Origin of the sequence: Rathayibacter sp. PhB179, assembly GCF_004345345.1 — a bacterium.
GTDB lineage: Bacteria > Actinomycetota > Actinomycetes > Actinomycetales > Microbacteriaceae > Rathayibacter > Rathayibacter festucae.
In genome coordinates, this window is record NZ_SLVD01000001.1 from 194,497 (window position 1) to 220,183 (window position 25,687).

Here is a 25,687-nt window from a genome sequence, read left to right on the forward strand (position 1 = left end):
GACGCTGCCGCGAGGAGACGGACGAGGAGCGACGATGCCCCAGGGGTCGGAGTCACAGCACGAGCAGGCGCGGCGGATCGAGCACGAGCCGGAGGCCGGCGTCGAGCGGACGGGACTGGAGGCGGCGCTGGCCGCTCCGGTCGACGAGCTCACCGATCCCGGGCCGGGCGAGCGCAGCGGGCTCTCGAGCCGGATCGCCGAGGATCTGCTCGACGGCGTCTCGGAGATGGTCGGCGGTGACGCGGACCTCGCACCGGGACGCGCCGTCGAGATCGACGACCCGGCGCGCGCGGTCGGCGACGACCCGGCGCACCCGATCCACGGGACGCTCCGCCAGGAGTTCGAGTCGCGCTGAGCGGCGGGTCTCGATACGCCCCTGCGGGGCTACTCGACCAGCATGGAGGGGCCCTGCGGGGCTGCTCGACCAGCATGCAGGGGGCGCCGCCGCGTCCTCTTCCTCACCGCCGGGACGCGCTGGTCAGGGGGCGCCGAGCGACTCCGTGAGGAAGTGCAGGAGCTCGCGCAGCAGCGTCTCCTTCGAGTCGGCGCGGCGGTACTCGTGGCCCTCGCCGTCCAGCTGGAGGTAGCGGACCGGGCGGCCGAGCTCCTCGAGTGCCGCGACGATCTGCCGGGCCTCGCCGATCGGGACGTTGGTGTCGAGCTCGCCGTGCACGACGAGCAGCGGCACGTCGATCGCGGCGGCCGCGTTCAGCGGCGACAGCTCCTCGAGCAGCTCCGCGTCGTGCTCGGGGTGTCCGTACTTGGTGACGGCAGCGGAGGCGATCCACGGCTCGGTGTCGCGGTAGAAGGTCTGCAGGTGCGACATCCCGCAGATGTCGACGCCTGCGGCGAAGACGCCGGGCGAGAAGGCGAGCGACGCGAGCGTCAGGTAGCCGCCGTAGGAGCGGCCGGTGACGGCGATTCGCGCCGGGTCGGCGATGCCGGCGTCGACGAGGTGCGCGGCGGCGGCGAGGACGTCGTCGAAGGCGCCGCGGCGCTTCTCCACGTCGTCGGCGTGCACGAAGTCGCGGCCGAAGCCCGAGGAGCCGCGCACGTTCGGCGCGAACACCGTGATCCCCGCGGCGGCGACCGCCTGGTGCTGGGCGGAGAAGGTGGGCCGCTCCTGCGACTCCGGACCGCCGTGCAGGCTGAGCATCGCCGCGCCGAGCCCGGTCGACCCGGGCGCGCGGTAGAGCCAGCCGGAGAGCGCGAGGCCGTCGCGGCCCGTGAAGCGCTCGAGGGTCGGCACGATCAGCGGCGGTGCATCGAGCGTCGGCACCCCGGTGATCCGGGACCACTCGTGGGTCGCCGTGTCCAGCCGCCACAGCTCGCGCGGGCGCTCCGGGCCCTCGACGCCCAGGATCACCGCGCCGCCGTCGCGGGAGAGCACCGGCGTCGTCGCCACCAGCCCCGGGAGCCCGGCGACCGGGACCCGGGCGCCGGTGGTGGTGTCCAGCAGCTCGATCTCGCTCGAGCCGGCGACGTTCCAGACCAGCATCAGCATCCGGCCGGCGTCGTCGGCGTCCAGGCCCTCGAGCTCGGCGTCGTCGCGGGCGGCGAGGCGGCGGATCCGGCCGCGCCAGCCGTCCGGGCCGAGCGGCATCGCGACGAGCTGGCGCCGCGGCAGGTCGACGTCGGTCGCGAGGTAGGCGACCATCGGGCTCTCGGTGTCGTGCAGCGGCGACGGGCGCAGCAGCGCGACGTCCGTGGATCCGGTGCCCGAGTCGGGCAGGAGCGCGTGGTTCTCGTTCGTCAGCCGGTCGACGACCACGCAGTACTGCTGGCCGCGCTGGCCGTCGCGGACCACGACGAGACGCTCCTCCACCGAGAGGTCGAGCACCGAGATGAGGTCGCCGTCGACGAGCGGCTTCCGCTCGCCCGTCACCGGGTCGACCAGGAAGGAGCGGGTCGGCTGCTCCGGCTCGGCCGACGGGATCGTGACGACGACGTGGTGGCCGCTGCGGGTCCACGGCCCGAGCTCGGCGTGGGCGTCGCGGGAGCCGGCGATGCGGCGAGCGTCCGAGCCGTCGGGGCGGACCACCCAGACCTGGCTGCGCACCCCGCCGTCGGTCGCGACGAGGCAGGCCAGCCAGGCGGAGTCGGCGGACCAGGAGACCTCGAGCACCGGATCCTCGGTGAGGGCGATGCGGCGCGCCTCGCTCGGCTCGGCCCCGACGACGACGTCCTGCACCCAGACCTCTGGCGACCCGCCGCGATCGCTGAGGAAGGCGACGCGGGCGGCGTCCGGGGTCATCGTCGGACCCCAGCTGCCCCAGGCGTGCACGAGTCCGAGCGCGAGCTCCTCGGCGGCGGCCACGCGGTCGACCTGCGGCGAATCGATGAGAGGAGGCGTCATGCTTCCATCCTCCGGCACCGCTCAGCCGACGCCGTGCTCCTGGAGCCACATCTCGAGCAGGGCGAGCTGCCAGAGCTCGTTCGAGCCCAGGCGGGTGCGGGTCGCGTTCGGGTCGGCCAGCAGCGCGTCGACTGTCGCGGGATCGAAGATCCCCCGGCGCCGCGCGGCGGGGTCGGTCAGCGCCGCCCGCACCCGCTCCAGGTAGGGCCCCTCCAGCTGACGGATCGCGGGCACCGGGAAAGATCCCTTGGTGCGGTCGATCACCTCGTCCGGGACGATGCCGCGCACGGCCCGCTTGAGGATCCCCTTGCCGCCGTCGGCGAGCTTGAGCTCCGGCGGGATCGTGCCGACGAGCTCGACGAACTCGTGGTCGAGGAACGGCACGCGCGCCTCCAGGCCCCAGGCCATGGTCATGTTGTCGACCCGCTTCACGGGGTCGTCGACGAGCATGACCGCGGTGTCGTTGCGCAGCGCCGCGTCCACGGCCGTGTCGGCGCCGGGGCGGGCGAAGCGCTCGGCGAGGAAGGCGGTCGCCGCATCGGTGTCTCCGCGCCAGGCGGGGGCCAGCAGCGCCTGCAGCGCGGAGAAGGGGCGGTCGACGAAGACGTCCGCGTAGGCCTCGACGGCGCGCTCGCGCGGCACCCGCGCCAGGGGCGGGTACCAGTCGTAGCCGCCGAGCACCTCGTCGGCGCCCTGACCCGACTGCACGACCTTCACGTGCTGCGAGACGTCCTCGCTGAGCAGGTGGAAGGCGACGGCGTCGTGCGAGACCATCGGCTCGCTCATCGCGCCGACCGCCGCGTCGATCCCGGGCAGCAGGCGCGCGGAGTCGATCGGCAGGCGGTGGTGGTCGGTGCCGAAGCGCTCCGCGACCAGGCTGGAGTACTCGAACTCGTCGCCGGACTCGCCGCCCGCCGCGTCGAAGCCGATCGAGAAGGTCTGCAGCCCGGTCTGACCGGCCTCGGCCAGCAGCGCCACGATCAGGCTGGAGTCGATGCCGCCGGAGAGCAGCACGCCGACCGGCACGTCCGCGACCATCCGGCGCGAGACGGCGGTGCGGAAGGACGCGAGCAGCGCCTCCTGCCAGTCGCGCTCGGTCCAGGCGGCGCGGTCGGGATCGCGGGCGAAGACCGGCTCCCAGTAGACGCGCTCGCGGCTCGTGCCGTCGGGCTCGATCACGCGCACGGTCGCCGGCGGCAGCTTGGTGACTCCGGCGAGGATCGTGCGCGGGGCGGGCACGACCGAGTGGAAGCTCAGGTAGAGCATCAGCGCCGTGCGGTCGATCGAGGTGTCGACGCCGCCGGCCGCGAGCAGGGACTGGACGGTCGAGGCGAAGCGGATCCGCTCGCGGGTCTCGTCGAGGTAGAGCGGCTTGATGCCGAGGCGGTCGCGCGCCAGCACCACGCGGCCGGACTCGCGCTCGACGATCGCGAAGGCGAACATGCCGAGCAGGTGGTCGACGCAGTCCTCGCCCCACTGGGCGTACGCCTTGCCGATCACCTCGGTGTCGGAGTGCGAGAAGAAGCGGTGCCCCTTCCCCTCCAGCTCGGCGCGCAGCTCCCGGTGGTTGTAGATGCAGCCGTTGAAGACGATCGTCAGGCCGAGCGCGGCGTCGACCATCGGCTGCGCGCCGGCCGCGGAGAGGTCGATGATCGCCAGCCGCCGGTGCCCGAGCGCCACGCGGCCCGCCGCCCACAGGCCGTCGCCGTCCGGGCCGCGGTGCACGAGGCAGCCGGTCATCCGGTCGACGGCGCCGATGTCGGCGCGCGCGCCGTCGAACCGGATCTCGCCCGCGATGCCGCACATCTCAGCCTCCGACGATCCAGGTGTCCTTCGCGCCGCCGCCGCGCGAGGAGTTGACGATCATGCTGCCCTCCGCCGCCACGCGGGTGAGCGCGAGGTCGGCGAGGCGGACGTCGCCGGGCCCGGTGCCGGTGACGAAGACGAAGGCGCGGAGGTCGATGTGCCGCGGCTGCAGGTCGGTGCCCGAGAAGGCGGGCAGCGAGGAGAGCCGGACCACCTCCTGAGCGACCCAGGCGCCCGGATCCGCCGCGATCTCGGCGCGCCGCTCGGCGACCCGCGCCGCCGGAGCCGACGGGCCGATCATCACGCCGCGGCCGCCGTAGCCGTCGACCGGCTTGGTGACCAGCTCGCCGACCCGCTCGAGCACGATCCGGCGCTCGGCCTCGTCCTCGGGGCGGTACGTCGGCACGGACTCGAGCAGCGGGCGCTCGTCGAGGTAGTAGCCGATCAGCTCGGGCACCGCGCAGTAGAGGGCCTTGTCGTCCGCGACGCCGTTGCCGGGCGCGTTAGCCAGGTACACGTCGCCGGCCGCCGCGACCTCGAGGATCTCGCGGCCGATCGCCCGGTCGCCGGCGACGAGGTCGGCCAGCTCGACGTCGAGCCGCAGGTAGAGCGCGTCGACGACCGTGCCGCCGGCCAGGACGCGACCGCCCTCGACGGTGAGGTCGCCGGCCTGGAGCAGCAGGAGCCCGGCGCCCTCGGCGAGGCGGCGGTGCTCGAACCAGGCCGAGCTCGACGCTCCGCTGGAGAGCAGGCCGAGCACCGGGTCGGCGCGCTTCGTCCCGTGGGCGAGCGTCGCGCGCAGTCCGGCGAGCGCCGTCGACGCGTCGAGCAGGCCCGCGGGTCGCGGCAGATCGGGCAGCACGTCGTCGAGCAGCGCGCGGATGCCCAGGGCGTAGGCCAGGCCGCTGGGGTTCCGGAGGTTGTCCTCCAGCACCCGCCAGCCGCCGAACTCGTTGCGGACCAGGTCGAAGCCCATCACGGCGCCGCGGACGGTGCCGGCGGGCAGCCGTGCCGCGTCCTCGCTCCAGCCCGGCGCACCGCGCAGATCGCGGACCACGCCGGCCCGCACCGCCCGGCCCTCGCCGTAGACGTCCTGCAGGAAGCACTCGAGAGCGCGGGCGCGCTGCTCGAGCCCGGCGGCGAGCTCGCTCCACTCGTGGGCCTGCAGCACGCGCGGGACGAGGTCGACCGGGAAGGGCCGGTCCTCCTCACCGACGCGGAAGGTGAGCCCGGCCTGCTCGACGAGCCGGTCGCGGGACTCGTGCAGGCCGGCGAGGCGCTCGGGGCCGAGGCCGCGGAAGTGCTCGAGGATCAGCTGGTAGGCGCTCTTCGCGCGGCCGCCGGTCGCGACGGCCTCGTCGCCGGCGCGGACGCGGTAGGTGCGCAGGCTCGGGGCGGGCAGGATCGGGCCACTCGCCGGGCCGTGCGTCTCGGCGACGACGGCGTCGACCACGGCGTCGAGCGTCCCGCGCTCGGCGAGGACGGCGCGCTGGCGGTCGGCGGAGTTGCCGCGCGCGATCAGCGCCTCGGCGAGCGCGCGCACCTGCTCCAGGTCGCCGAGCTCGTCCAGCGCGGGCTGCAGGCGGGCGATCAGGCTGCGCAGGGCCTCGGCGGCGGGGACGGGGCGGGGGTGCTCGGTGTGGTCGAGCAGCGGCCCCGAGAGCCCGCCGCGGGCGGCCTGCCAGGTGGCGGCGCGCTGGATCGGCGGCGGGGTGTGCCGGAACGGGCGGCCCGCCTCGATGTCGAGCTCGGCGGTGCGGACGAGACCGCGGAAGAGCCCGGCGATCAGCACCGCGTCGTCGACGATCGGCATCGCGTCGCAGACCCGCAGCTCGAGGGTCGGCGCGTGCGAGGAGGGCCGGACGTCGAAGTAGGCCATCTTCGAGTCGGCGATGACGCCGGTGGCGATCAGGTCGTCGAGGAGGCGGTCGTACTCGGCCGCGGACTCCAGCGGCCCGGTCGCGCCGGCGCTCGGCCAGCGCTGCCAGATGATCGTGCGGATGCTGGCGTAGCCGGTGTCCTGGCCGTTCCAGTAGGGGCTGCTCGCGCTGGCGGAGAGCAGCACCGGCAGGTCGCGGGCGATCCGCTGCGCGATCTGCACGGCGAGCTCGCGATCGGAGACGCCGACGTGGATCTGAGTGCCGCAGATCAGCTGCTCGTCCACGAGCATCCGGTACTGCTCCTGCATGCGGCCGTAGCGGCCGGTGCTGGTGAGCTCGAAGTCGCCGTGCTCGGAGCGCGGCGCGGTGCCGACGGCCGCGATGCCGATGCCGTCGGGTGCCGCGGCGTCGATCACCGCGCGCCGGAGCGAGATCAGCTGCTCCCGGAGCCCGTCGAGCGAGTCGACCACCGCGGTGTTCGTCTCGACCGTGGTCCGCTGCAGCTCGGCCGAGAAGCTCTCCTTCGGCAGCCGGGCGAGCACCTGGGGGGCGTGGGGGGAGAGCTGCCTCGACTCGAGATCGATGAGGTGGAGCTCCTCCTCCGCACCGAGGGTCAGTTCTGCGCGCATGCGCTCACCGTACGACCCTCATGTTTCGGGCGGCTACCGGGTGGCCGCAGGCGGCGCGCAGGACGGTGGATCAGCGGGCGGTGCGCGCGCGGATCTCGAGGTCGATCTGCGAGGCGTCGAGCGCGGCGAGCACCGAGGCGAGGACGTCGGCGTCGAAGGTGCCGTTGTCGCGGGCGTCGAGGAGGTCCGCGCGCTGAGCGGCGATCACGGCCAGCCGGTGCCGCTGGGCCTGGAGGAACGCCTCGGTCCGCGGCGCGTCCGGAGCGGGCGGCGGCTCCTGGACGGCCTCGGCGCTGGTGCGCAGGAGGGCGAAGACGCGGGTGCGCTCCTCCTCGCGGGCCGCCGCCTCGGCCTCCTCGTCGACGTCCGGGGCGATGGCGCGCAGCAGCGGCCCGACCGTGCCGCCCTGCAGCAGCAGCGACAGCGCGGCCACCGCGAAGGCGATCAGCACGAGGACCGAGCGCTGCGGGGTGTCCTCGGGCAGGGTCTGCGCGGCGGCGACCGTGACCGCGCCGCGCATCCCGGCCCAGACCACGGCCGTGCCCTCGCGCCAGCCGAGCGGCGCGCGGACGAAGTACTCCATGTCGGCGAGCATCCGGGTCAGCCGGGTGGCGAAGCGCTCGAGATCGCGGGCGGTCGGCGACCGGCGCCCGCGGCTGATCCGCTTCAGGCTCTCCTCGCGGCCCTCCTCGGTGCCCATCTGCTCCTGCAGGCCCTCGACGCGCGGGCGCATCCGCTCGCGGAGACGGCCGCGGCTCCTGAGCACGCCGAGCAGCGGGGCGACATAGGCCGCGCGCACCAGGATCGTCAGCAGGAGCGCGCCCGCCGCGATCAGCACGGCCGGGCCGACGCCGGCGTGGTCCTCCTCGACGCTCGTCACGATCGCCCGGACCTGCAGGCCCATCGTGAGGAAGACCGTGCCCTCGAGCACCAGCTCGACCGTCCGCCAGTTCTGCGAGTCGGACAGGCGGTTCTGCGGCGAGAGCTCGCGCGGCGCCCGGATGCCGGTGACGACGCCGGCGACGACCGCCGCGACCAGTCCCGAGGCGCCGAGGAGCTCGGCCGGGACGGAGGCGAGGAAGGGCACGGTGAAGGACAGGATCGTGTTGACCGTCGGGTCCTGGACCCGGCGGCGCACGGCCAGGTTCAGCCAGCCGACCAGACCGCCGACGACCGCGGCGATCAGCACGGAGTAGCCGAACGAGCCGAGCGCGCCCCAGAAGGAGAAGCTCGCCGCGGCGGCCGCGATCGCGGTGCGCAGCAGCACCAGGGCCGTCGCGTCGTTGAGCAGGCTCTCGCCGTCGAGCATCGCGACGACCCGGCGCGAGACGGAGGTGCCCTTGACGATCGACGTCGCCACCGCGTCCGTGGGGCTGACGATCGCGCCGAGAGCGACGCCCCAGGCGAAGCCGAGATCCGGCAGGACCAGCTGGAAGAACAGGCCGAGCACCAGCGAGGTGCCGACGACCAGCAGCACCGAGAGGCCGCTGATCGCACCGAACTCGCGGCGGAAGTTCATCGCCGGCATCGACACCGCGGACGAGTAGAGCAGCGGCGGGAGCACCCCGGCCAGGATCCACTCCGGCTCGATCTCGATCGGACCGACAACGGGCAGGAAGCTCGCGGCCACCCCGATCCCGACCAGCACGAGCGGCGACGCGACACCGAGGCGCGGGCCGACGACGGCGGCGCCGGCGATCACGACCAGCGCGAGGACCAGCACCACCAGGAGCGGGGTCACGCGTGCCCGGCGGAGTCGGAGGCGGCGTCGGAAGCGGGTCCGACCGCGCCGCGGCGGACGTCCTCGAAGAAGTCGGGGCGGAGCACCCGCCTCTCGATCTCGAACGCGCCGCTGCTCCAGCCGTCGCCGAGGGGGTGCTCGGGGTCCAGCAGCACGTGGCCCGGAGTGGCGCCACGGCCGAGGGCGGCGGCGATCGACCGGTCGGGGTCGTAGAGCGCGTGCTCGACGAGCGGGGCGAACACCTCGTGGGCGGCGAAGTCGGCGGGGGCGCCGAGGAAGACGGGCATCAGCTCCTCGCCCTCGCGCAGGCCGTTCGGCCACCAGCGGAAGCGCTCGACCAGCTCGTGGCAGGAGATGCAGGACGGCGAGAAGAAGACGAGGTGCGTCGGCGGGTCCGCCCACTCGGCGAGGGCGATCGGCTCGCCGGCGGCGGTGAGGAAGGCGAGGTCGCCGATGTCGCTCGGGGACGCGGGTGCCGGAGCGGGCGTCGAGGCGGCGGGTGCTCGCGCGGCGAGCCGGTCGCGCACCGGGACGAGTGCGAGAGCGAGCAGCACAGCGATCAGCGCCGGGACCCCGGGGACGAGCAGCTCCGCCGGTGCGCCGTCCCCGACGAGCCCGGCGAGCGCCAGCGCGAGCAGGACGGCGTTCCGCGCGACCGTGCGGCCGGTCATTCGGGCGTCGCCGAGGCCGCCGAAACACTCGCACTCGAGCGGCTCCGGGGCGCGGACCGCCCGGATCGCGACGACGAGGAAGACGACGTCGACCGCGACCGCGCCGAGCAGCGCGCCGCGGTGCAGCGGTGACGGGGCGAGCAGGATCGCCAGGCCGAGCGCGATCTCGACGACGGGGAAGGCGCGGGCGAAGAGCGGGCCCGCGGAGAGCCGGGCGGGCAGACCGAGCGCGGCGAGGCTCGCGCGGAACCGCTCCGTCCGCCCGAGCTTCAGCACGCCGCTGACGACGAGGACGGCACCGGCGGCGGCGCCGGCGACCGCGAGCAGGACCTCGAGCGCTGACGCGAGCATCCGTGTCCCTCCCCGCACCCGACGGTGCCCCCCGCAGAGCACGCTACCGGGCGGAGGGCGCCGTCAGGAGTCGAAGCCCAGCCCGAGCGCGTCGAGGGTCCGCAGCAGCGGGTTCCGCCGGCCGCCGTCGTGGTCGGCGCGGTCGAGCGACCAGCGGGTGGCCTGGATGCCCGCGGTCGCGAACGGCTCGGGCGGGAACGGCAGCGGGCGCTTGCGGACCATCTCCAGCTCGGTCCGCTCGGTCGGCTCGCCGGCCAGGAGGTCGAGGAGCACGTCGGCCGCGAAGGCGGTCGTCCCGACGCCGAGGCCGGTGTAGCCCGCGGCGTAGGCGACGCGACCGGCGAGCGCGGTGCCGTAGAAGGCGGCGAAGCGGGTGCTGGTGTCGATCACCCCGGCCCAGCGGTGGCTGAAGCGCAGGCCCTCGAGCTGCGGGAAGGTGGTCAGGAAGTGCGCGGCGAGCGCGCGGTCGGTCTCCGGGCGGTCCTCGTAGGCCGAGCGGATCCGGCCGCCGGGGTGGTAGACGGCGTCGTAGCCGCCCCAGAGGATGCGGTCGTCGGCGGTGCGGCGGTAGTAGTGGAACTGGTTGGCGACGTCGCTGAGGCCCTCGCGGCCGGTCCAGCCGATCGAGGCCAGCTGGGCGGCGTCGAGCGGCTCGGTCATCAGGACGTGGTCGTAGACCGGGACGGTCATCAGCCGGGTGCGCGCGAGCAGCGAGGGGAAGGCGCTGGTGCCGAGGATCGCCTGATCGGCCGTCACGGAGCCGCCCGCGGTGCGGACGAGCACGCCGGCGCCGGCGCGCTCGAGGCCGAGCACGCGGCTGTCCTCGTGGATCTCGACGCCGAGCTCCTCCGCGACCCGCGCGAGCTCGCGGACGAGCTTGCCGGGGTGCACCAGGGCGCACTGCTCGGCGGGCGCGGCGAGGCCGGCCAGGAAGGTCGGCGAGTCGACGAGGGCGCGCACCTCGGCGGTGTCGAGGAAGCGGCCGCCCGCGACGCCGTCGCCGTCCGCGAGCGGGCCGACCTGGTACTCCTCCACCGCCACGGCGAGCGAGCCGGTGCGCTCGAAGTCGCAGTCCATGCCGTAGCGGGCGACGGTCGCCTCGATGTCGTCGAGGTTCCGCACGCCCAGCTCCTCGAGGCGGGCGGCCTCGGCGGGCCAGCGCGCGAGGCCGTTCTCGCGGCCGTGGGTGAGGCTCGACTCGACGAAGCCGCCGTTCCGACCGGAGGCGGCCCAGCCGAGCGAGCGGGCCTCGAGCAGCACCACGCGGCGGCTCGGGTCGCGCTCCTTCGCGCGCAGGGCGCTCCACAGGCCGGTGTAGCCGCCGCCGACGACCACCAGGTCGGCGCGGACGGCGCCGGCGAGGGCCGGACGCGGGGCATCGGGGTCCTCGAGCCAGAACACCCCGCGCCGCGTGCCGGCCAGGGCGGCGTCGACGACGGTGGGATCGGGGGCGGATCGTTCGAAAACCGTGCTCGTGAGGGCCATAGTGCCTCCATTACGTCAGTTCCTCTGTCGTTTCGCAACCGGATCCGTCGTTCCGGCGCTGGACTCCCGGCCTGGTCGTCCGCCGCGGTCGTACACTGCGAAGGAAATCGGAGGGGACATGCGAGGACGCCGACCGCGCGACGGGGGACGCGACGCCGCGGCGACCCCTGCGGCCGCGACTCCTCCTGCTCCGACTCCGCCGGACGCCGTCGGCGACGAGCAGCACGACGTCTCCCCCGGCATGCGCATCGCCGCCGCCTGGGGCTGGCGGGTGCTGGCCGTCGCGGCGCTGCTCTGGCTCATCGTGAAGCTCGTCGCGCTGGTGCCGGTCGTCGTGGTGCCGGTGCTGATCGCGATCCTGGTCACCGCGCTGCTCACTCCGCTGCGGGACCGGCTCGAGCGCTGGCGGCTGCCGCGCCCGCTGGCCGTGCTCGTCTCGATCCTCGCGCTCCTGCTCGCGCTGGTCGGCCTGATCGGGCTCGTCGTCGTCCAGTCCCGCGCGGGCTTCGGCGGCGTCGGGCAGCGGGCGCTCGACGCGGTCGACGACGTGGAGGCCTGGCTGCAGGGCCCGCCGCTCGGCTTCTCCGACGTGCAGCTCGGCGACTGGGCGCAGAAGGCGATCGACTGGGCCGACACCCAGGCGTCGACCATCGCCTCCGGAGCCCTCGCCGTCGGCTCGCAGGTGGCCGAGGTGTTCGCGGGCGCGCTACTCACCCTGTTCTCGCTGATCTTCCTGCTGCTGGACGGCCGGCGGATCTGGACCTGGTTCCTCCGCCTGATGCCGCGCGCCGCACGCCTGCCGCTGGACACGGGGGCTGCGGCCGGCTGGCGGACGCTCAGCCAGTTCGTCCGGGCGCAGCTCGGAGTCGCGGCGATCAACGCGATCGGCATCGGGATCGGCGCGCTCGCTCTGCAGCTGCCGCTGGTCGTGCCGATCGCGATCGTGGTGTTCCTCGGCTCCTTCGTGCCGTTCCTCGGCGCGATCGTGACGGGGGCGCTCGCGGCGGTCGTCGCGCTGCTGTTCAGCGGACCGGTGGCGGCGCTGATCATGATCGGCGTCGTCGTCGTCGTGCATCTGCTCGAGGGGCACGTGCTGCAGCCGCTGATCCTCGGCTCGGCCGTGAAGGTGCATCCGCTCGCCGTCGTGCTGGGCGTCGCGACCGGGCTCGAGGTGGCGGGACTGGCCGGCGCGCTGTTCGCGGTGCCGGTGATCGCGACGCTGAACTCGGCGATCACGGCGATGCGGCACGATCCGGAGCAGCCCGACTCCGTGCCCCGCGATCCGGGGCGCTCCGCGTGAGCCGGCACCCCTTCGACCCGGCGGGGATCCCCGGGTCGGTGGTCCTGCCCGCGCTCGCCTGCCCGGTCTGCGGGGCTCCGCTGGCGCCGGACGCGCTGCCGCGGCCGACCCTGCTGCGCTGCCCGCTCGGCCACAGCGCGGATCTGGCGCGCCAGGGCTACGTCTCGCTGCTGCGCGGCCGGCACGCGACCTCGGGCGACACCGCGGCGATGGTGCAGGCGCGCGACGTGCTCCTGGGCTCCGGGCATTACCGGCCGATCCAGGACGCGGTCGCCGCGGCGGTGCCGGCGGGCGCGCGGCTGGTCGTGGACCTCGGCTGCGGGACCGGCGCGTACCTCGCGGCGGTCCTCGAGGCGCGGCCGGAGGCGAGCGGGCTGGGGCTGGACCTGTCGGCGGCGGCGGCGCGGCGGGCCGCGCGCGCCCATCCGCGGGCCGCGGTGGCGACGGCGGACCTGTGGCAGCCGCTGCCGCTCGCCGACGGGTGCGCCGATGCGCTGCTGACGGTCTTCGCGCCGCGGAACGCGCCGGAGATGCGGCGGGTGCTGCGGGCGGGCGGCGTCGCGATCGTGGTGACGCCTCGCGAGCGGCACCTCGGCGAGATCCGCCCGGTGTTCGGGATGCTCGGCATCGACGCGGGCAAGGCGGAGCGGCTGGACGAGCAGCTGCAGGGCTTCGAGCGGGTGGCGCGCGAGGAGCTGGACTACGCGGTCGCGATGACCCCGGACGAGCTGCGGGCCGAGGTGCTGATGGGGCCGAGCGCGCACCACGTCGACGCGGCGGCGGTGGACGCGCTGCTGGCGGGGCGCTCGGCGACGACGGCGGTGACCGTCGCGGTGACGGTGTCGGTGTACCGCGCGGGCTAGGCGGAGCCGGAGACGCTCGCGTCGCGGGGGCGTTCCGACGGGCCCGATCTCGATACGCCCGCTGCGCGGGCTACTCGATCAGCATGCAGTGCGCCCACAGCGCGTCGACGCGGGTCGGCTCCTGCTGGTCGAGTAGCCCGCAGGGCGTATCGAGACCCGGCTCCTGCCGGCCGCGCGTCAGTAGCTCTCGCGGTGGCGCTCCTGGTCGACGACGGCGGCGCGATCGGAGAGGGCGCGCAGGCCCGCGAGGGGCTGCGCCATCCGGTGGTTGCCGCGGAGGACGGGCTCGGTGCGGTCGAGGAAGGCCCAGTAGCCGGCGGTGACGGGGCAGGCGTTCTCGCCCAGGCGCACCTTCGGGTTGAAGCGGCAGCCGCCGCAGTAGTCGGACATCTTGTTGATGTAGGCGCCGCCGGAGGAGTACGGCTTGGTCGCGACGATCCCGCCGTCCGCGTGCTGGGACATGCCGATCACGTTCGCGGGCATCACCCACTCCGTGCCGTCGACGAAGACGTCGACGAACCAGTCGTTCAGCTCGGCCGGGTCCCAGCCGCGCTGCAGGCCCCAGTTGCCGAGCACCATCAGCCGCTGGATGTGGTGCGCCCAGCCGTGGCGGCGCACGTCGTCGAGGGTCTCGTGCAGGCAGTTCGCCTCGATGCCGGCCGGATCGAGGTCGAGCAGCTGCTGCGGCAGCGGGGCCTTCGCGCCGAGCGCGTTGCTGCGCTCGCGGTAGTCCGGACCGAGGTGCCAGTAGAGGTGCCAGACGTAGTCGCGCCAGCCGAGGATCTGCCGGACGAAGCCCTCGACGCTCGCGAGCGGGGCGCCGCCCGAGGCGTGCTCGGCCGCGGCGGCGTCGATGACGGCGCGCGGATCGAGCAGGCCGAGGTTGAGCGGTGCGCTCAGCAGCGAGTGCGCCATCGTCCAGTCGCCGGAGAGCATCGCGTCCTCGTAGGTGCCGAAGTCGCCCAGCCGCGACGAGACGAAGTCGGCGAGCGCCGCCTCCGCCTCCGCAGGGGTCGCCGCGAACCGGCGCGGGCCGTCCTCGCCGACGAGGCGGATCGCGCCCTCGCGCTCCCAGCGGGCGAGATCGGCGCGCACCTCCTCGTCGATGTCGTCCTCCTCCGGCCACCACGGATCGGGCAGGCCGAGCCGCGAGGCGCCCTTGGGCGGCGGGTTGCGGTTGTCGTGGTCGTAGTTCCAGCGGCCGCCCTCCGGCTGGTCGCCGCGCATCAGCACCCCGGTGCGCTCGCGGCTCCAGCGGTAGAAGTCCTCGAGGAGGAGTCGCTTGCCGGACTTCGCGAGCGCCCACTCGCGGAAGTCCTCCTCCTCCGTGACGAAGCCGCGGCTGGGCAGCACGCTCATGCCCAGCCGGCGGGCGAGGCGGCGGCCGCCCCGGGTCGGCGGGTCGATCACCTCGAGGTCGTCGCGGCCCGCGAGCCCCTCGGCGAAGGTCTCGGCGCGGACGTACTCGACGCGGTCGCCGAGCTCGCGGCCGCGGTGGCGCAGGGCCGAGAGCAGCAGCTGCGCCTTCGCGCGGTGCATCGGCCGCCGCCCGAAGGCCGAGCGGGCCTCGACGAGCAGCATCGGGCCGCCGTCGTCGAAGAGGGGGCCGAGCTGGCCGATGACGCTCCAGCGGGTGCGTGCAGTCCGTGCAGTCATGCTCGGAGGCTAGGCGGCGGCGGACGGGTCGCGACAGGAGTTGCGCTCGGGGCGGGGAACGGCGAAGTGCCCGGGACGCCGACGTGCCGGTGACGCGGACGTGCCCGGGACGCCGACGTGCCCGTGACGCGGACGTGCGCCGGATGTCAAGGTGCGCGGATGTGCAGCCGCGACGGCTTGCACCGGCGGACCGGGTGCAGGATCGTCGACTGCATCCACCCGACGCGATGAGGCGAGGAGCCCCGCCATGGCACACGACGACGAGTTCGAGACCACCACGACCACCGAGAGCGGCGGCACGACCGAGGCGACGACCCGACGCGGCCGCCACCTCGCGGACGGCGACGCGGACGGCCACGGCACGGGCGGCCACGGCACCGACGGCCACAGCACCCACGAACACAGCACCGACGGACACAGCACCGACACCTCGGCCGAGGGCGAGTACACCGAGACCGACGGCGTCTCGCACACCGACGGCGAGCGGGAGGGCAGCTACGTCGACACCTCCTCGCACGAGGAGTCGAGCACCGAGAAGGGCAGCTACGTCGACACCGAGGGCTCCGGTCCCGACTCCACCGGCGAGGGCGAGTACACCGACCGCGACGAGTAGTCCGCGGGTGCGGGCCGGCAGTCAGTGCTGGGCGGCCGCCCGCTCCGCCGCGATGAACGCGGCGATCGCGTCGGCGCCCGGATGGTCGTCGGCGCTGATCGTCACCACTGCGTCGCCCGCGAAGACGAGCAGCTGGCCGTAGGCGCCGTGCAGGCGCCAGCTCGCGCCGGGGCCGTCCCAGCCGGCGAGCGCGTAGCGCCGGTAGCCCGGGCCGGTGCCCGCGGCGACCCACTCGGAGTGCATCAGGTCGCTCCACTCGGGCGCGAGGATCCGCTCGCCCCGCCAGACGCCGCGATCGCGGAGGAGGCGGCCGATCCGGGCGGTCTCCTCCGTGCGGAGCGCCAGTCCGCTGCCGGCGACGATGCGGCCGTTCGGGCAGCGCTCCCACTCCGCGCCCTCGATCCCGAGCGGCCGCAGCAGGCGGCGGTCGACGTACTCGCCCACGTCGCCGACCCGTGTCTCCAGGAGACGCATCGCGGTGTAGCTGCTGGCGTTGGAGTACTGGAAGACGGGCCCGGCGGACGGTCGGCGGAGGAACTCGACGGCGAGGTCAGGCCAGTCCGTCATCAGGGTCGGCGACCACGGCAGGTCGATGCCGCTGGTCATGCTGAGCAGCCGGCGCAGCGTGAGGTCCGCGACTCCCTCGCCGAGATCCGCTGAGACGTCCGCGGCCAGCGGTCCCAGCGGCTCGTCGAGCGAGATCAGGCCCTCGTCGACGGCCAGCCCCGCGGCCAGCACGCAGACGCCCTTGGCGACGGAGTGCACGTCCTCGCGGACGTCCGGCGTCCAGCGGTGCTCGGCCGTGTCGTCGCCGATCAGCACGTGCAGGCCGTGCGCACCGAAGCCGACGGCGTCGATGTGCTCGACGAGGCGGTCGCGGAAGATCTGCGCTGCGGTCACCGGAACAGTCTGCCCGGCGCGGGCGCTTCCTAAGATCGTGGGCATGGACGAGGACAGCGCACGGGGCACCTGGCGGCGCGAGCCGAGCACCGTCGTCGTCGCGGACACCGGTGCGCCGACGCGCATCGCCGAGCCGTTCGCGATCGCGGCCGGCAGCGTCCGGCTCGAGGCGCCGCACGAGTTCGCGCCGCACCGGCACGCGCTGCACGAGCTGGTCTGGGTCCGCGGCGGCACCATGACCGTCCGGCTGGAGCACCGGATCCTGACCGTGCCGGACGGCTTCGGCGTCTGGATCCCGGCCGGCACGGAGCACGCCGGGCGGACGACCGCGCGCACCGCGCTCTGCGACGCGCTGTTCGATCCGGAGCGCTCGCCCGTGCCGATCACGGCGCCGGTCCTCGTCGAGATCACCCCGGTGCTCGCCGCGCTGCTCACCCGGCTCGCGCGGACCGACCTCGAGGCGGCGGCGCGGCTGCGGGCGGAGGCGGTGGTCTTCGACGTGATCGCGCCGTCGGCGGAGCAGTACTCCGTCACCGTGCCGCAGGGCGAGCGGCTCGCGCCCCTGGTCGCGGCCCTCCTCGACGACCCGACCGACCGGCGGACGCTCGCCGACTGGGCGGAGCACCTCGGCGTCGGCGAGCGGACCCTCTCGCGGGTCCTCCGCGCGCAGACCGGGCTGTCGTTCCTGCAGTGGCGCCAGGCGCTGCGGGCGCACCGGGCGCTCGCACTGCTGGCGGAGGGGCGCAGCGTGCAGGACGTCTCCGAGCTGATGGGCCACACGCACCCGAGCACCTTCATCGCGGCGTTCAAGCGGGTGATGGGGACCACGCCGGGTGCGTTCGCGCAGGATCAGCGCACGGCCGCGGCATCGGCCGCGGGCTGAGGCGGGGCGTCCGACCGCGTCGGGTCTCGATACGCCCCTCCGGGGCTACTCGACCAGCATGAAGGGGAGGGAGAGCGGATCCGGAGCATCATGCTGATCGAGTAGCCCGCGCAGCGGGCGTATCGAGATCCACCCCTGTCGGAGCCGCCGCTCCGAGCGGCGCCGTCCCGAGCCACGCAGAGGCGGCCCGGGTGGCCGGAACGCTCTATCCGGTGTCGTCGGCAGTCGATTGCGGACGGTCGGGCGGCCGCCTAGCCTGAGGAAGGTAAGCCAACCCTTACTCAGCGGATCCCCTCCCGCTTCCCCCTCCGACGCAGGAATCCGCTCCTCCCATGCCTCCCTCCCCCGAGCCCGCGCGCGCGTCCTCGCGCCTCGCCGGCACCGAGCTCGTGCTCGGCTTCGGCCGGCGCACCGTCGTCGACGGCGTCTCGGTGCAGCTCGAGCCCGGCCGGGTGACCGCGCTCGTCGGGCCGAACGGCTCGGGCAAGTCGACGCTGCTGCGCGCGCTCGCGCGGCTGCACGCCCCGAGCGGCGGCGCCGTCACCCTCGACGGCGACCGCCCCGCGACCGCGCTGAGCAGCCGCGACTTCGCCCGCGAGGTGACCCTCTTCGCGCAGAGCCGCACCGCCCCGCAGGGCCTCAGCGTCCGGGAGGTCGTCGCCTTCGGCCGCCACCCGCACCGCCGGGCCTTCGCCGGGCCGTCCACCCGCGACCGCGAGGCGGTGGAGCAGGCGATGACCACCACCGGGGTGCTGTCGATGGCGGAGCGCGCGGCCGGCGAGCTCAGCGGCGGCGAGCTGCAGCGGGTCTGGCTCGCGGCCTGCCTCGCGCAGGACACCGGCGTGGTGCTGCTCGACGAGCCGACCAACCACCTCGACCTCCGCTACCAGGTGGAGACGCTCGACCTGATCCGCGATCTCGCCGAGGTGCACGGCGCCGCGGTCGGCGTCGTCCTGCACGACCTCGACCACGCCGCGCGCGTCGCCGACCGCCTGCTGCTGCTGAGCGACGGGCGCGTCCTCGCCGAGGGCGACCCGCTCGCCGTGCTCACCGCCGAGCACATCGAGGCGGCCTACGGACTGCGGGTCGAGGTCGCCGTGGACGAGCGGACCGGACACCTGCGCATCGACCCCGTCAGCCGGCACAGCGTCTCGAAGCACAGCGTCCGCCTGCACGACCAGACCCCTGCCCGTTCCCGAGAGGACACCGAAGAATGACCCGAGCCCCCCTCCTCCCCGCCGCCCTGGCCGCGGCCGCCGTCGGAGTGCTCCTGCTCACCGGCTGCGGAACCACCGCCGTCGAGAGCGCCGACGCGGCCGGCACCGTCGACTCCGCCGAGTGCGCCGCCGACGACACCGCGACCGCCACCGGCGCCGTCTCGCTCACCGACAGCCTCGGCCGCACCGTCGAGCTCGACGCGCCCGCCGAGCGGATCGTCGTGCTGGAGTGGCAGCAGACCGAGGACCTGCTGACGCTCTGCGTCGCCCCGGTCGGCGCCGCCTCGACCGAGGACTACGCCACCTACGTCAGCGCCGAGACGCTGCCCGCGAGCACCGCGGACGTGGGCGAGCGCGGCGAGCCGGACCTCGACACCCTCTACGGCCTCGACCCCGACCTGATCGTGATGGAGGCGTACAGCGCCGACGACGAGCTGCTCGCCCAGCTCGAGGAGCGCGACGTGCCCGTGCTCGCCACCATCGGCGCGGACGCGAGCGGCCAGATCGACAACATGAAGGAGGTGTTCTCGCTCCTGGGCGAGGCCACCGGCCGGACCGAGCGCGCCGACGCGGTGCTCGCCGAGTTCGACCAGCACCTCGCCGACGCCAAGAGCGAGGTCGCCGAGGCGGCGCTCGCGACGCCGGAGTTCGTGTTCTTCGACGGCTGGATCGAGAGCGGCAACGTCGTCATCCGCCCCTACGGGAAGGGCGCGCTGTTCACCGAGCTCGGCGAGGAGCTCGGCCTGGAGGGCGCCTGGACCGACGAGATCAACGACTCCTACGGCAGCGGCGGCGTCGACCCCTCCTACGGACTCGCGCAGACCGACATCGAGGGGCTGACCGCGGTCGGCGAGGCGAACCTCGTCTACTCCAACGACGGCACGCCCGACAGCTACGTCACCGAGCTCGCCAAGAGCCCGGTCTGGTCCGCGCTGCCCGCGGTGCAGCAGGGCCGTGCCTTCGAGTTCCCGCCCGGCGTCTGGGGCGCGGGCGGACCGAAGTCGGGCGAGCAGGCCATCGACGCCTTCGTGGACGTCATCGTCGGCGAGTGACGACGACGCCGACCGCCGCCGAGCGCCGCGCGACCGCCCCCTCCGGGCGGCGCGCGGCGCTCGGCGGCGTCGGCGTGCTCGCGGCCCTCGCCGTCGCGGTCGTGCTCATCGGGCTCTGGCACCTGACCCAGGGCACCTCGGGCATCGGCGCGGACGGGCTCCTGCGCGCCCTGCTCGGCGAGGACGTGTCGGTCGGCGGAGTCTCGGCGGGCGACGTCTTCGCCGGCTCGCGGCTGCCGCGCCTGTGCGCGGGCATCGCCGTGGGCCTGGCTCTCGGCGCCGCCGGCGCGCTGCTGCAGTCGATCTCGCGCAACGCGCTCGCCTCCCCCGACACGCTCGCGGTGACCGCGGGCGCCTACTTCGCCCTGACCGCGGTGGCCGCCTTCTCGCTGACCGTGCCGCTCTGGGCGTCCAGCGGGGTCGCCTTCCTCGGCGGTCTCGCCGCGGCGGCGCTGGTGCTGGCGCTCACCGGGCGGGCCGCGGGCACCTCCAGCACCCGGCTGATCCTGGCCGGCTCGGCCATCGCGATGGCGCTCGACTCCGGCACCGCGATGCTGCTGATCCTCTTCCGGGAGAACACCACCGGGCTCTTCGCCTGGGGCAGCGGCTCGCTCGGGCAGCTCAACATCGACGCGTCGGCGCGCGCCGCTCCGCTGATCGTCGTCGTCCTCGCGCTCGCCCTGCTGCTCTCGCGCCGCCTCGACGTGCTCGGCCTCGGCGAGGACGGCGCCGCCTCGCTGGGCGTCCCGGTCCGCTCGACGCGGGCGCTCGCCGTGCTCTGCGCGGTCCTGCTCACCAGCACCTCGGTGACGCTGGCCGGGCCGATCGCCTTCGCCGGCCTCGGCGCCCCCGTCCTCACCCGGCTCCTGGCCGCGCGGGTGCCGGCGCTGCGCCGCCACGTCTTCCTGGTGCCCGCGTCGGCGCTGATCGGCGCCGCGCTGATCGTGCTCGCCGACGCGCTGCTGCGCGCGGTCCTCAGCCCGGAGGGAGCCACGGCGATCCCGACGGGCATCCCGACCGCGGTGCTCGGCGGGCTCGTCATCGTGGTCCTCGCTCTGCGGATGCGCGACGCCGGCGCGGCGCGGTCGGCGCGGACGGTCCGCTCGACGCTGCGGACGGCGCGGCGGTTCCGGGTCGTGCTCGGGGTCGTCGCCGTCCTGCTCGCCGTGACGATCGTGCTCGCCCTGCTCGCGGGGAGCCTGCAGCTGCGGCTCGGCGACGTCGTCCTCTGGCTGCAGAGCGCGGCACCGGATCTCGTCGCCCGCGCCCTCGACGAGCGGGCGCCGCGCATCGCCGCGGCCGTGCTCGCGGGCGGGGCGCTCGCTCTCGCCGGCACCGCCGTGCAGGGCACCGTGCGCAATCCGCTGGCCGAGCCGGGTCTGCTCGGGATCACGGCCGGCGCCGGGCTCGGTGCCGTGATCGTCGTCACCACCGGGCTGGGCGGCGGCGGCCGACCGGTGCTGATCACGATGGCGATCGCCGCGGGGCTCGCGACCTTCGGCGCGATCGCGCTGCTCTCCTGGCGCGGCGGGCTGCAGCCGGACCGCTTCGTGCTCGTCGGCATCGGTGCCGGCTACGCGCTGAGCGCCGTGACCGCCTTCCTGCTGCTGAGCTCCGACCCGTGGCGGACCCCGCGGATCCTCACCTGGCTCTCCGGCACGACCTACGGCCGCTCGCTCCCGGACGTGCTGCCGATCGCGCTCGGGATCCTGGTGCTGCTGCCGGTGCTCCTCGGGCTGCGCCGCCGCCTCGACCTGCTGGCGATCGACGAGGACACGCCGCGGATCCTCGGCGTCCGGCCCGAGCGCACCCGCCTGGGCGTGCTCGCCCTCGCCGCCGTGCTCGCCTCACTGGCCGTCGTCGCCGTCGGCACGGTCGGCTTCGTCGGACTGGTCGCGCCGCACCTGGCCCGGACGCTGGTCGGCGCGCGGCACGGGCGCATCGTCCCGGTCGCGATGCTGCTCGGCGGCCTGCTCGTCCTCGTCGCGGACACCCTCGGCCGCACCCTGATCGCGCCGTCGCAGCTGCCCGCGGGGCTGATGATCGCGCTGGTCGGCGCGCCCTACTTCGTCTGGCTGCTCCGCCGCACCCGCGACTGAGCGACACGGCTGCGCCGGTGGCGCAGAAACGAGAAGAGGGACCCCCGCGGGGATCCCTCTTCCGATTCGATCGTCTGCAAAGGGAGGCCGAAGCCAGCAAGTCTCGCAGCTCTTGGGAGCGATTGTACCCTCGCTCCATGCCGCTCGCCATGCCTCAGAACGTCCCGGCGATCTGCGCAGCGCTCAGCGCACCCCGCATGGGAACGTACCTGGTGGCAGCGGCCGGCGACCAGGCGAGGGCGGTCGAGCTGTACGGTTGGAACGCCCGGATCTCGTCAGCACTGATCCTTCCCGCGCACTTCGCCGAGGTCTCGACGCGGAACGCGGTCGATGACGCGCTGACCACCAAGTACGGCCCACGACGGCCGTGGAACGCCACCTTCGAGCAGAGTCTGCCGGACGGTGGCGGGCCCGCCTTCAACGCACGGCGGAACCTGAGGAGCGTGAGAGCCGTCGAGCGCTCGACCGGGAAGGTCATCGCGGAGCTGAAGTTCATGTTCTGGCAGGCGATGTTCACCGCACGTCACGATCAGCGCCTCTGGAATCGGCAAATCGCCGCACTCTTCCCGCACGCCGACACCGACAGTCCGCAGCAGCTCCGCGCGAGGATCTACGACGACCTGGAGACGATTCGACGCCTCCGCAACCGGATCGCGCATCACGAGCCGATCTTCGCCCGCGATCTTGCAGACGACCTCGCGAAGATGATCGACCTCTGCAGGATCAGATCCGCCGCGACAGCCCGTTGGGTCCAGGCGCTGGAAGACGTGACAGCTACTCTCGCGGAGCGACCCTGACCGGCTCGGTCGCGCTCCCGTCGGGCCGCGCACGCGACTGAGCGACAGCCCGATACGCCGCGCCCGCGGCGAGCACCGCGACGCCGCCCGCGATCGAGGCGGGCGGGAGGGTCGCCACGAGGAGGAGGCAGCCGGCGACGCCGACGACCGCCAGCGGGCGCGGGTAGCGGCGGTGCGGGGCCTCCTGGGTCAGCGCCGCGACGTTCGCGACCAGGTAGTAGAGCAGCACGCCGAACGAGGAGAAGCCGATCGCCGAGCGCAGGTCGGCGACGAGCACCAGGACGACGACGATCAGGCCGACGGCGATCTCGGCGCGGCGCGGGACGCTGCGGACCGGATCGATCACGGCGAGCGCCCGCGGCAGATCGCCGTTCCGCGCCATCGCGAGGCTCGTGCGGCCGATGCCCGCGATCAGCGCGAGCAGCGCACCGAGGCTCGCCGCCGCCGCGCCCACGCGGATCGGCACCGCGGTCCACGGCCAGGCGGCGGCCGCGTCGACGAGCGGCTGCGTCGAGGCGGCGAGCCGCTCCGGTCCGAGCGCCGCGAGCAGCCCGGCGCCGACGACGGTGTAGAGCAGGACCGCGAGCACGAGGGCGCCGAGGATCGCGCGCGGGATCGTGCGGGCGGGGTCGCGCACCTCCTCCCCCATCGTCGCGAGGCGGGCGTAGCCGGCGAAGGCGAAGAACAGCAGGCCGGCCGACTGCAGCACGCCGTAGGCGTCGAAGGGCCGGGCGGCGCCGGTGACGGACGCCAGTCCGGACGCCGCTGCCGCCGCCATCGCGACGACGAGCACCACAAGCACGATCGAGAGCAGGATCCGCGTCGCGAGCGCCGTGCGGGTCACCCCGAGCACGTTCACCGCGACGAGCGCCACGACCGCGGCGACCGCGACCGGCCGCTCCCAGCCCGCGGGCGCGGCGTAGGCGGCGACCGTCAGCGCCATCGCCGCGCAGCTCGCGGTCTTGCCGACGACGAAGCTCCAGCCGGCCAGGAACCCCGGCCACTCGCCGAGCCGCTCCCGGCCGGAGAGGTAGGCGCCGCCCGAGCGGGGGTACTGCGCGGCGAGCTGCGCCGTGGAGGAGGCGTTCGCCCAGGCGACGATCGCGGCCAGCGCGAGGCCGACCAGCAGCCACGGCCCGGCCGCCGCGGCGGCGGGGGCGAAGGCCGAGAAGAGCCCGGCGCCAATCATCGAGCCGAGCCCGATCACGACGGCGTCGCGGAAGCCGAGGCGGCGGGCGAGGGAGGCGTCGGCTGTCACCGGACCGTCTTAGCGCACGCGGGGAACGCGCGGGTTAACCTGGGCGTCCGCGCCGAGACCGGGAGGCTCCCATCCGCATCCTCATCGTCGACGACGAGATCAACCTGCTGGGCGCGCTCGAGGCGGGGCTGCAGGGCGAGGGCTTCGCGGTCGACACCGCGACGAACGGCACCGACGCGCTCTGGCTCGCGCAGGAGGCGGAGTACGCGGCGATCGTGCTCGACCTGATGCTCCCCGACATCAGCGGCTTCCGCGTCTGCGAGCGGCTGCGCGCGGCCGAGGACTGGACGCCGATCCTGATGCTCACCGCGAAGGACGGCGACCTCGACCAGGTCGAGGCGCTCGACACCGGCGCGGACGACTACCTGACCAAGCCGTTCTCCTTCCCCGTGCTGGTCGCGCGGCTGCGGGCGCTGATCCGCCGCGGCGCCGCCGAGCGGCCCACCGTGCTGACCGTCGGCGACCTCGTGCTCGATCCGGCCGCGCGCCGGGTGGAGCGGGGCGGGGTCGCGATCCCGCTCACGGCCCGCGAGTTCAGCGTGCTGGAGTACCTCGTCTCGCGGGCGGGCGACGTCGTCTCCAAGCGCGACGTGCTCGGCGCGGTCTGGGACTTCGACTTCGACGGCGATCCCAACATCGTCGAGGTCTACATCCGGACGCTCCGCAACAAGATCGACCGGCCGTTCGGCCGCGAGACGATCCGCACTCAGCGCGGCGCGGGCTACTCGGTGCTGCCGTGAGGGGCGGGACGACGCCGCCGCGCTCCCTGCGCTCCCGGATCACGCTCGCGGCGACCGCCGTGGTCGCCCTCGCGGCGGTGCTCGGCGCGGCCGGCTTCCTGCTGGTGCTCTCCTCGGTGCTCGCGGGCAGTGCCGCGACGGCCGCCGAGACCGAGGCGGAGCGGGTCGCGACCCTGGTCGAGCGCGGCGGCGCGGACGCGGTCCGGGCCTCGGAGGGCGTGGTCCAACTGGTCGTCGACGGGCGCGTGGCCGCCGCGGGCGAGGACGCCGACGACCTGCCGGCGCTCGCGACCGAGGAGCGCGACGAGCCGTTCACGACGACGCCCGCGGACGAGGATCCGCTGGTCGTCGCGACGCAGGAGCTCGACGACGGCTCGCTCGTCGTCGTCGGCGTGCCCGACGAGGGCCGCGCGGAGGCGCTCGCGACGACCGCGGGTCTGCTCGCTGTCGCCGTCCCGCTGCTCGTCGCCTTCGTCGCGATCGTCTGCTGGATCGTCGTCGGCCGCGCCCTGCGGCCGGTGGACCGGATGCGCGCGGAGGCGGACGCGGTGACCGCCGCGGCCCTGGACCGCCGCGTCGCGGAGCCCGGCTCCGGCGACGAGATCGACCGGCTCGCGCAGACCCTCAACCGGATGCTCGGCCGGCTCGAGGACGGCCAGGAGCGGCAGCGCCGGTTCGTCTCGGACGCCTCGCACGAGTTGCGCTCGCCGGTCGCGGCCCTGCGGCAGAGCGCGGAGGTCGCGCTCGCGCACCCCGACCGGCTCGACGCGGCTCGGCTGGCGAGGACGGTGGCCGAGGAGTCGGTGCGGATGGGTGGCCTGATCGAGGGCCTGCTGCTGCTGGCGCGCGCCGACGAGGCGCGGCTGGCCGTGCTCGCGGCGCCGGTCGACCTCGACGACCTGGCGCTGCGCGAGGTGCGGCGGCTGCGCGACTCCGGGATCGCTGTGGACGCCTCGGGCGTCTCGCCGGTGCAGGCGGTGGCGGACGAGGCGCTGCTCGGGCGGGCGCTGCGGAACCTCGTCGACAACGCGGTGCGGCACCGCGCAGCGCGGCTGGCGATCGCGACCCGCGGGGCGGGCGACTCGGCCGTGCTGGTCGTCGACGACGACGGGCCGGGGATCCCGGCGGCCGACCGCGAGAGGGTGCTGGAGCGCTTCGTGCGGCTGGACGAGGGGCGCGCCCGCGACGCCGGCGGCTCGGGTCTCGGGCTCGCGATCGTCGCCGAGATCGCGGCGGCGCACGGCGGGAGCGTCGCGATCGAGGAGTCGCCGTGGGGCGGCGCGCGAGTGACGCTGCGGGTGCCGCTGCGCTGACCGGTGGCGGGTCCGCTCCGCTTCAGGCTGGCTTCAGCGGCGCCGCGGGACAGTGGCTGCGGCGTCGAGGAACGGCG

General features: G+C 74.8%; 20 protein-coding genes. 11 read left to right on the top strand and 9 right to left on the bottom strand.

Features of this window, described 5'->3' with window-relative positions; genetic code table 11:
- Nucleotides 1-34: 34 nt before the first annotated feature.
- Nucleotides 35-355 (top strand): hypothetical protein, encoded by a 321-nt coding sequence (locus EDF43_RS00950; protein WP_123734868.1) that lies wholly within the window; start codon nt 35-37, stop codon nt 353-355.
- A 123-nt stretch (nt 356-478) separates the two neighbouring features.
- Here EDF43_RS00950 and EDF43_RS00955 read toward each other — a convergent pair whose 3' ends face one another.
- From EDF43_RS00955 to EDF43_RS00980, 6 genes are all read right to left on the bottom strand, one after another.
- On the bottom strand, nt 479-2,356 hold the full coding sequence (locus EDF43_RS00955) for a S9 family peptidase (protein ID WP_132434877.1): 1,878 nt from the start codon (nt 2,354-2,356) through the stop codon (nt 479-481).
- A gap of 21 nt (nt 2,357-2,377) precedes the next feature.
- The gene (locus tag EDF43_RS00960; protein ID WP_132434879.1) at nt 2,378-4,162 is read right to left on the bottom strand and encodes an N-acetylglutaminylglutamine amidotransferase; all 1,785 of its coding nucleotides are present in this window, start codon (nt 4,160-4,162) and stop codon (nt 2,378-2,380) included.
- 1 nt (nt 4,163) lies between these two features.
- Nucleotides 4,164-6,671, bottom strand: coding sequence for a glutamate--cysteine ligase (locus EDF43_RS00965; RefSeq protein WP_132434881.1), 2,508 nt, complete (start codon nt 6,669-6,671; stop codon nt 4,164-4,166).
- Nucleotides 6,672-6,741: 70 nt separating this feature from the next.
- Nucleotides 6,742-8,412, bottom strand: coding sequence for a sodium:proton antiporter (locus tag EDF43_RS00970; protein ID WP_132434883.1), 1,671 nt, complete (start codon nt 8,410-8,412; stop codon nt 6,742-6,744).
- Complete coding sequence (locus tag EDF43_RS00975; RefSeq protein ID WP_132434885.1) at nt 8,409-9,434, bottom strand: MauE/DoxX family redox-associated membrane protein; 1,026 nt, start codon at nt 9,432-9,434, stop codon at nt 8,409-8,411. The genes EDF43_RS00970 and EDF43_RS00975 overlap by 4 nt, the downstream gene beginning before the upstream one ends.
- A gap of 63 nt (nt 9,435-9,497) precedes the next feature.
- Nucleotides 9,498-10,919 (bottom strand): FAD-binding oxidoreductase, encoded by a 1,422-nt coding sequence (locus EDF43_RS00980; protein WP_132434887.1) that lies wholly within the window; start codon nt 10,917-10,919, stop codon nt 9,498-9,500.
- Nucleotides 10,920-11,037: 118 nt separating this feature from the next.
- Here EDF43_RS00980 and EDF43_RS00985 point away from each other — a divergent pair, with 118 nt between their 5' ends.
- Nucleotides 11,038-12,219, top strand: a complete 1,182-nt coding sequence (locus EDF43_RS00985; protein ID WP_132434889.1) for an AI-2E family transporter — start codon at nt 11,038-11,040, stop codon at nt 12,217-12,219.
- Nucleotides 12,216-13,082 carry a methyltransferase domain-containing protein gene (locus EDF43_RS00990; protein ID WP_207901595.1) on the top strand — a complete coding sequence of 289 codons (867 nt, stop codon included), beginning with the start codon at nt 12,216-12,218 and terminating at the stop codon, nt 13,080-13,082. The genes EDF43_RS00985 and EDF43_RS00990 overlap by 4 nt, the downstream gene beginning before the upstream one ends.
- A gap of 177 nt (nt 13,083-13,259) precedes the next feature.
- Here the strand turns inward: EDF43_RS00990 and EDF43_RS00995 are convergent, their stop codons facing one another.
- Complete coding sequence (locus tag EDF43_RS00995) at nt 13,260-14,738, bottom strand: cryptochrome/photolyase family protein (RefSeq protein WP_123444832.1); 1,479 nt, start codon at nt 14,736-14,738, stop codon at nt 13,260-13,262.
- Nucleotides 14,739-14,985: 247 nt separating this feature from the next.
- Between EDF43_RS00995 and EDF43_RS01000 the strand changes: the two genes are divergently transcribed.
- On the top strand, nt 14,986-15,351 hold the full coding sequence (locus EDF43_RS01000; RefSeq protein ID WP_132434890.1) for a hypothetical protein: 366 nt from the start codon (nt 14,986-14,988) through the stop codon (nt 15,349-15,351).
- A 21-nt stretch (nt 15,352-15,372) separates the two neighbouring features.
- Here EDF43_RS01000 and EDF43_RS01005 read toward each other — a convergent pair whose 3' ends face one another.
- Entirely contained in the window at nt 15,373-16,251 is an 879-nt protein-coding gene (locus EDF43_RS01005) for a serine hydrolase (protein WP_132434892.1), read from the bottom strand.
- Between the two features lie 43 nt (nt 16,252-16,294).
- On the opposite strand from EDF43_RS01005, the gene EDF43_RS01010 reads away from it, so the two are divergent.
- The 5 genes from EDF43_RS01010 to EDF43_RS01030 all read left to right on the top strand — a co-directional run bounded on the left by EDF43_RS01010 (nt 16,295) and on the right by EDF43_RS01030 (nt 22,299).
- Nucleotides 16,295-17,134 (top strand): helix-turn-helix transcriptional regulator, encoded by an 840-nt coding sequence (locus tag EDF43_RS01010; RefSeq protein WP_127888350.1) that lies wholly within the window; start codon nt 16,295-16,297, stop codon nt 17,132-17,134.
- A 332-nt stretch (nt 17,135-17,466) separates the two neighbouring features.
- Nucleotides 17,467-18,351: an ABC transporter ATP-binding protein gene (locus EDF43_RS01015; protein ID WP_132434894.1), complete on the top strand. Its 885-nt coding sequence runs from the start codon at nt 17,467-17,469 to the stop codon at nt 18,349-18,351.
- A complete protein-coding gene (locus EDF43_RS01020; RefSeq protein ID WP_132434896.1) occupies nt 18,348-19,403 on the top strand; it encodes an ABC transporter substrate-binding protein in 1,056 nt (351 codons plus the stop codon). Before EDF43_RS01015 ends, EDF43_RS01020 begins: the two co-directional genes overlap by 4 nt.
- Nucleotides 19,400-21,502, top strand: a complete 2,103-nt coding sequence (locus tag EDF43_RS01025; protein ID WP_132434898.1) for an iron ABC transporter permease — start codon at nt 19,400-19,402, stop codon at nt 21,500-21,502. Before EDF43_RS01020 ends, EDF43_RS01025 begins: the two co-directional genes overlap by 4 nt.
- A 137-nt stretch (nt 21,503-21,639) precedes the next feature.
- A complete protein-coding gene (locus tag EDF43_RS01030; protein WP_207901596.1) occupies nt 21,640-22,299 on the top strand; it encodes a hypothetical protein in 660 nt (219 codons plus the stop codon).
- On the opposite strand, the gene EDF43_RS01035 is transcribed toward EDF43_RS01030, so the two are convergent.
- The gene (locus tag EDF43_RS01035; protein WP_132434900.1) at nt 22,277-23,557 is read right to left on the bottom strand and encodes an APC family permease; all 1,281 of its coding nucleotides are present in this window, start codon (nt 23,555-23,557) and stop codon (nt 22,277-22,279) included. The two genes, EDF43_RS01030 and EDF43_RS01035, sit on opposite strands and share 23 nt — an antisense overlap.
- A gap of 71 nt (nt 23,558-23,628) precedes the next feature.
- Here EDF43_RS01035 and EDF43_RS01040 point away from each other — a divergent pair, with 71 nt between their 5' ends.
- Both EDF43_RS01040 and EDF43_RS01045 read left to right on the top strand, forming a co-directional pair.
- Nucleotides 23,629-24,297, top strand: a complete 669-nt coding sequence (locus tag EDF43_RS01040; protein ID WP_123701685.1) for a response regulator transcription factor — start codon at nt 23,629-23,631, stop codon at nt 24,295-24,297.
- The gene (locus EDF43_RS01045; protein WP_132434902.1) at nt 24,294-25,610 is read left to right on the top strand and encodes an ATP-binding protein; all 1,317 of its coding nucleotides are present in this window, start codon (nt 24,294-24,296) and stop codon (nt 25,608-25,610) included. The genes EDF43_RS01040 and EDF43_RS01045 overlap by 4 nt, the downstream gene beginning before the upstream one ends.
- Nucleotides 25,611-25,687: the final 77 nt, after the last annotated feature.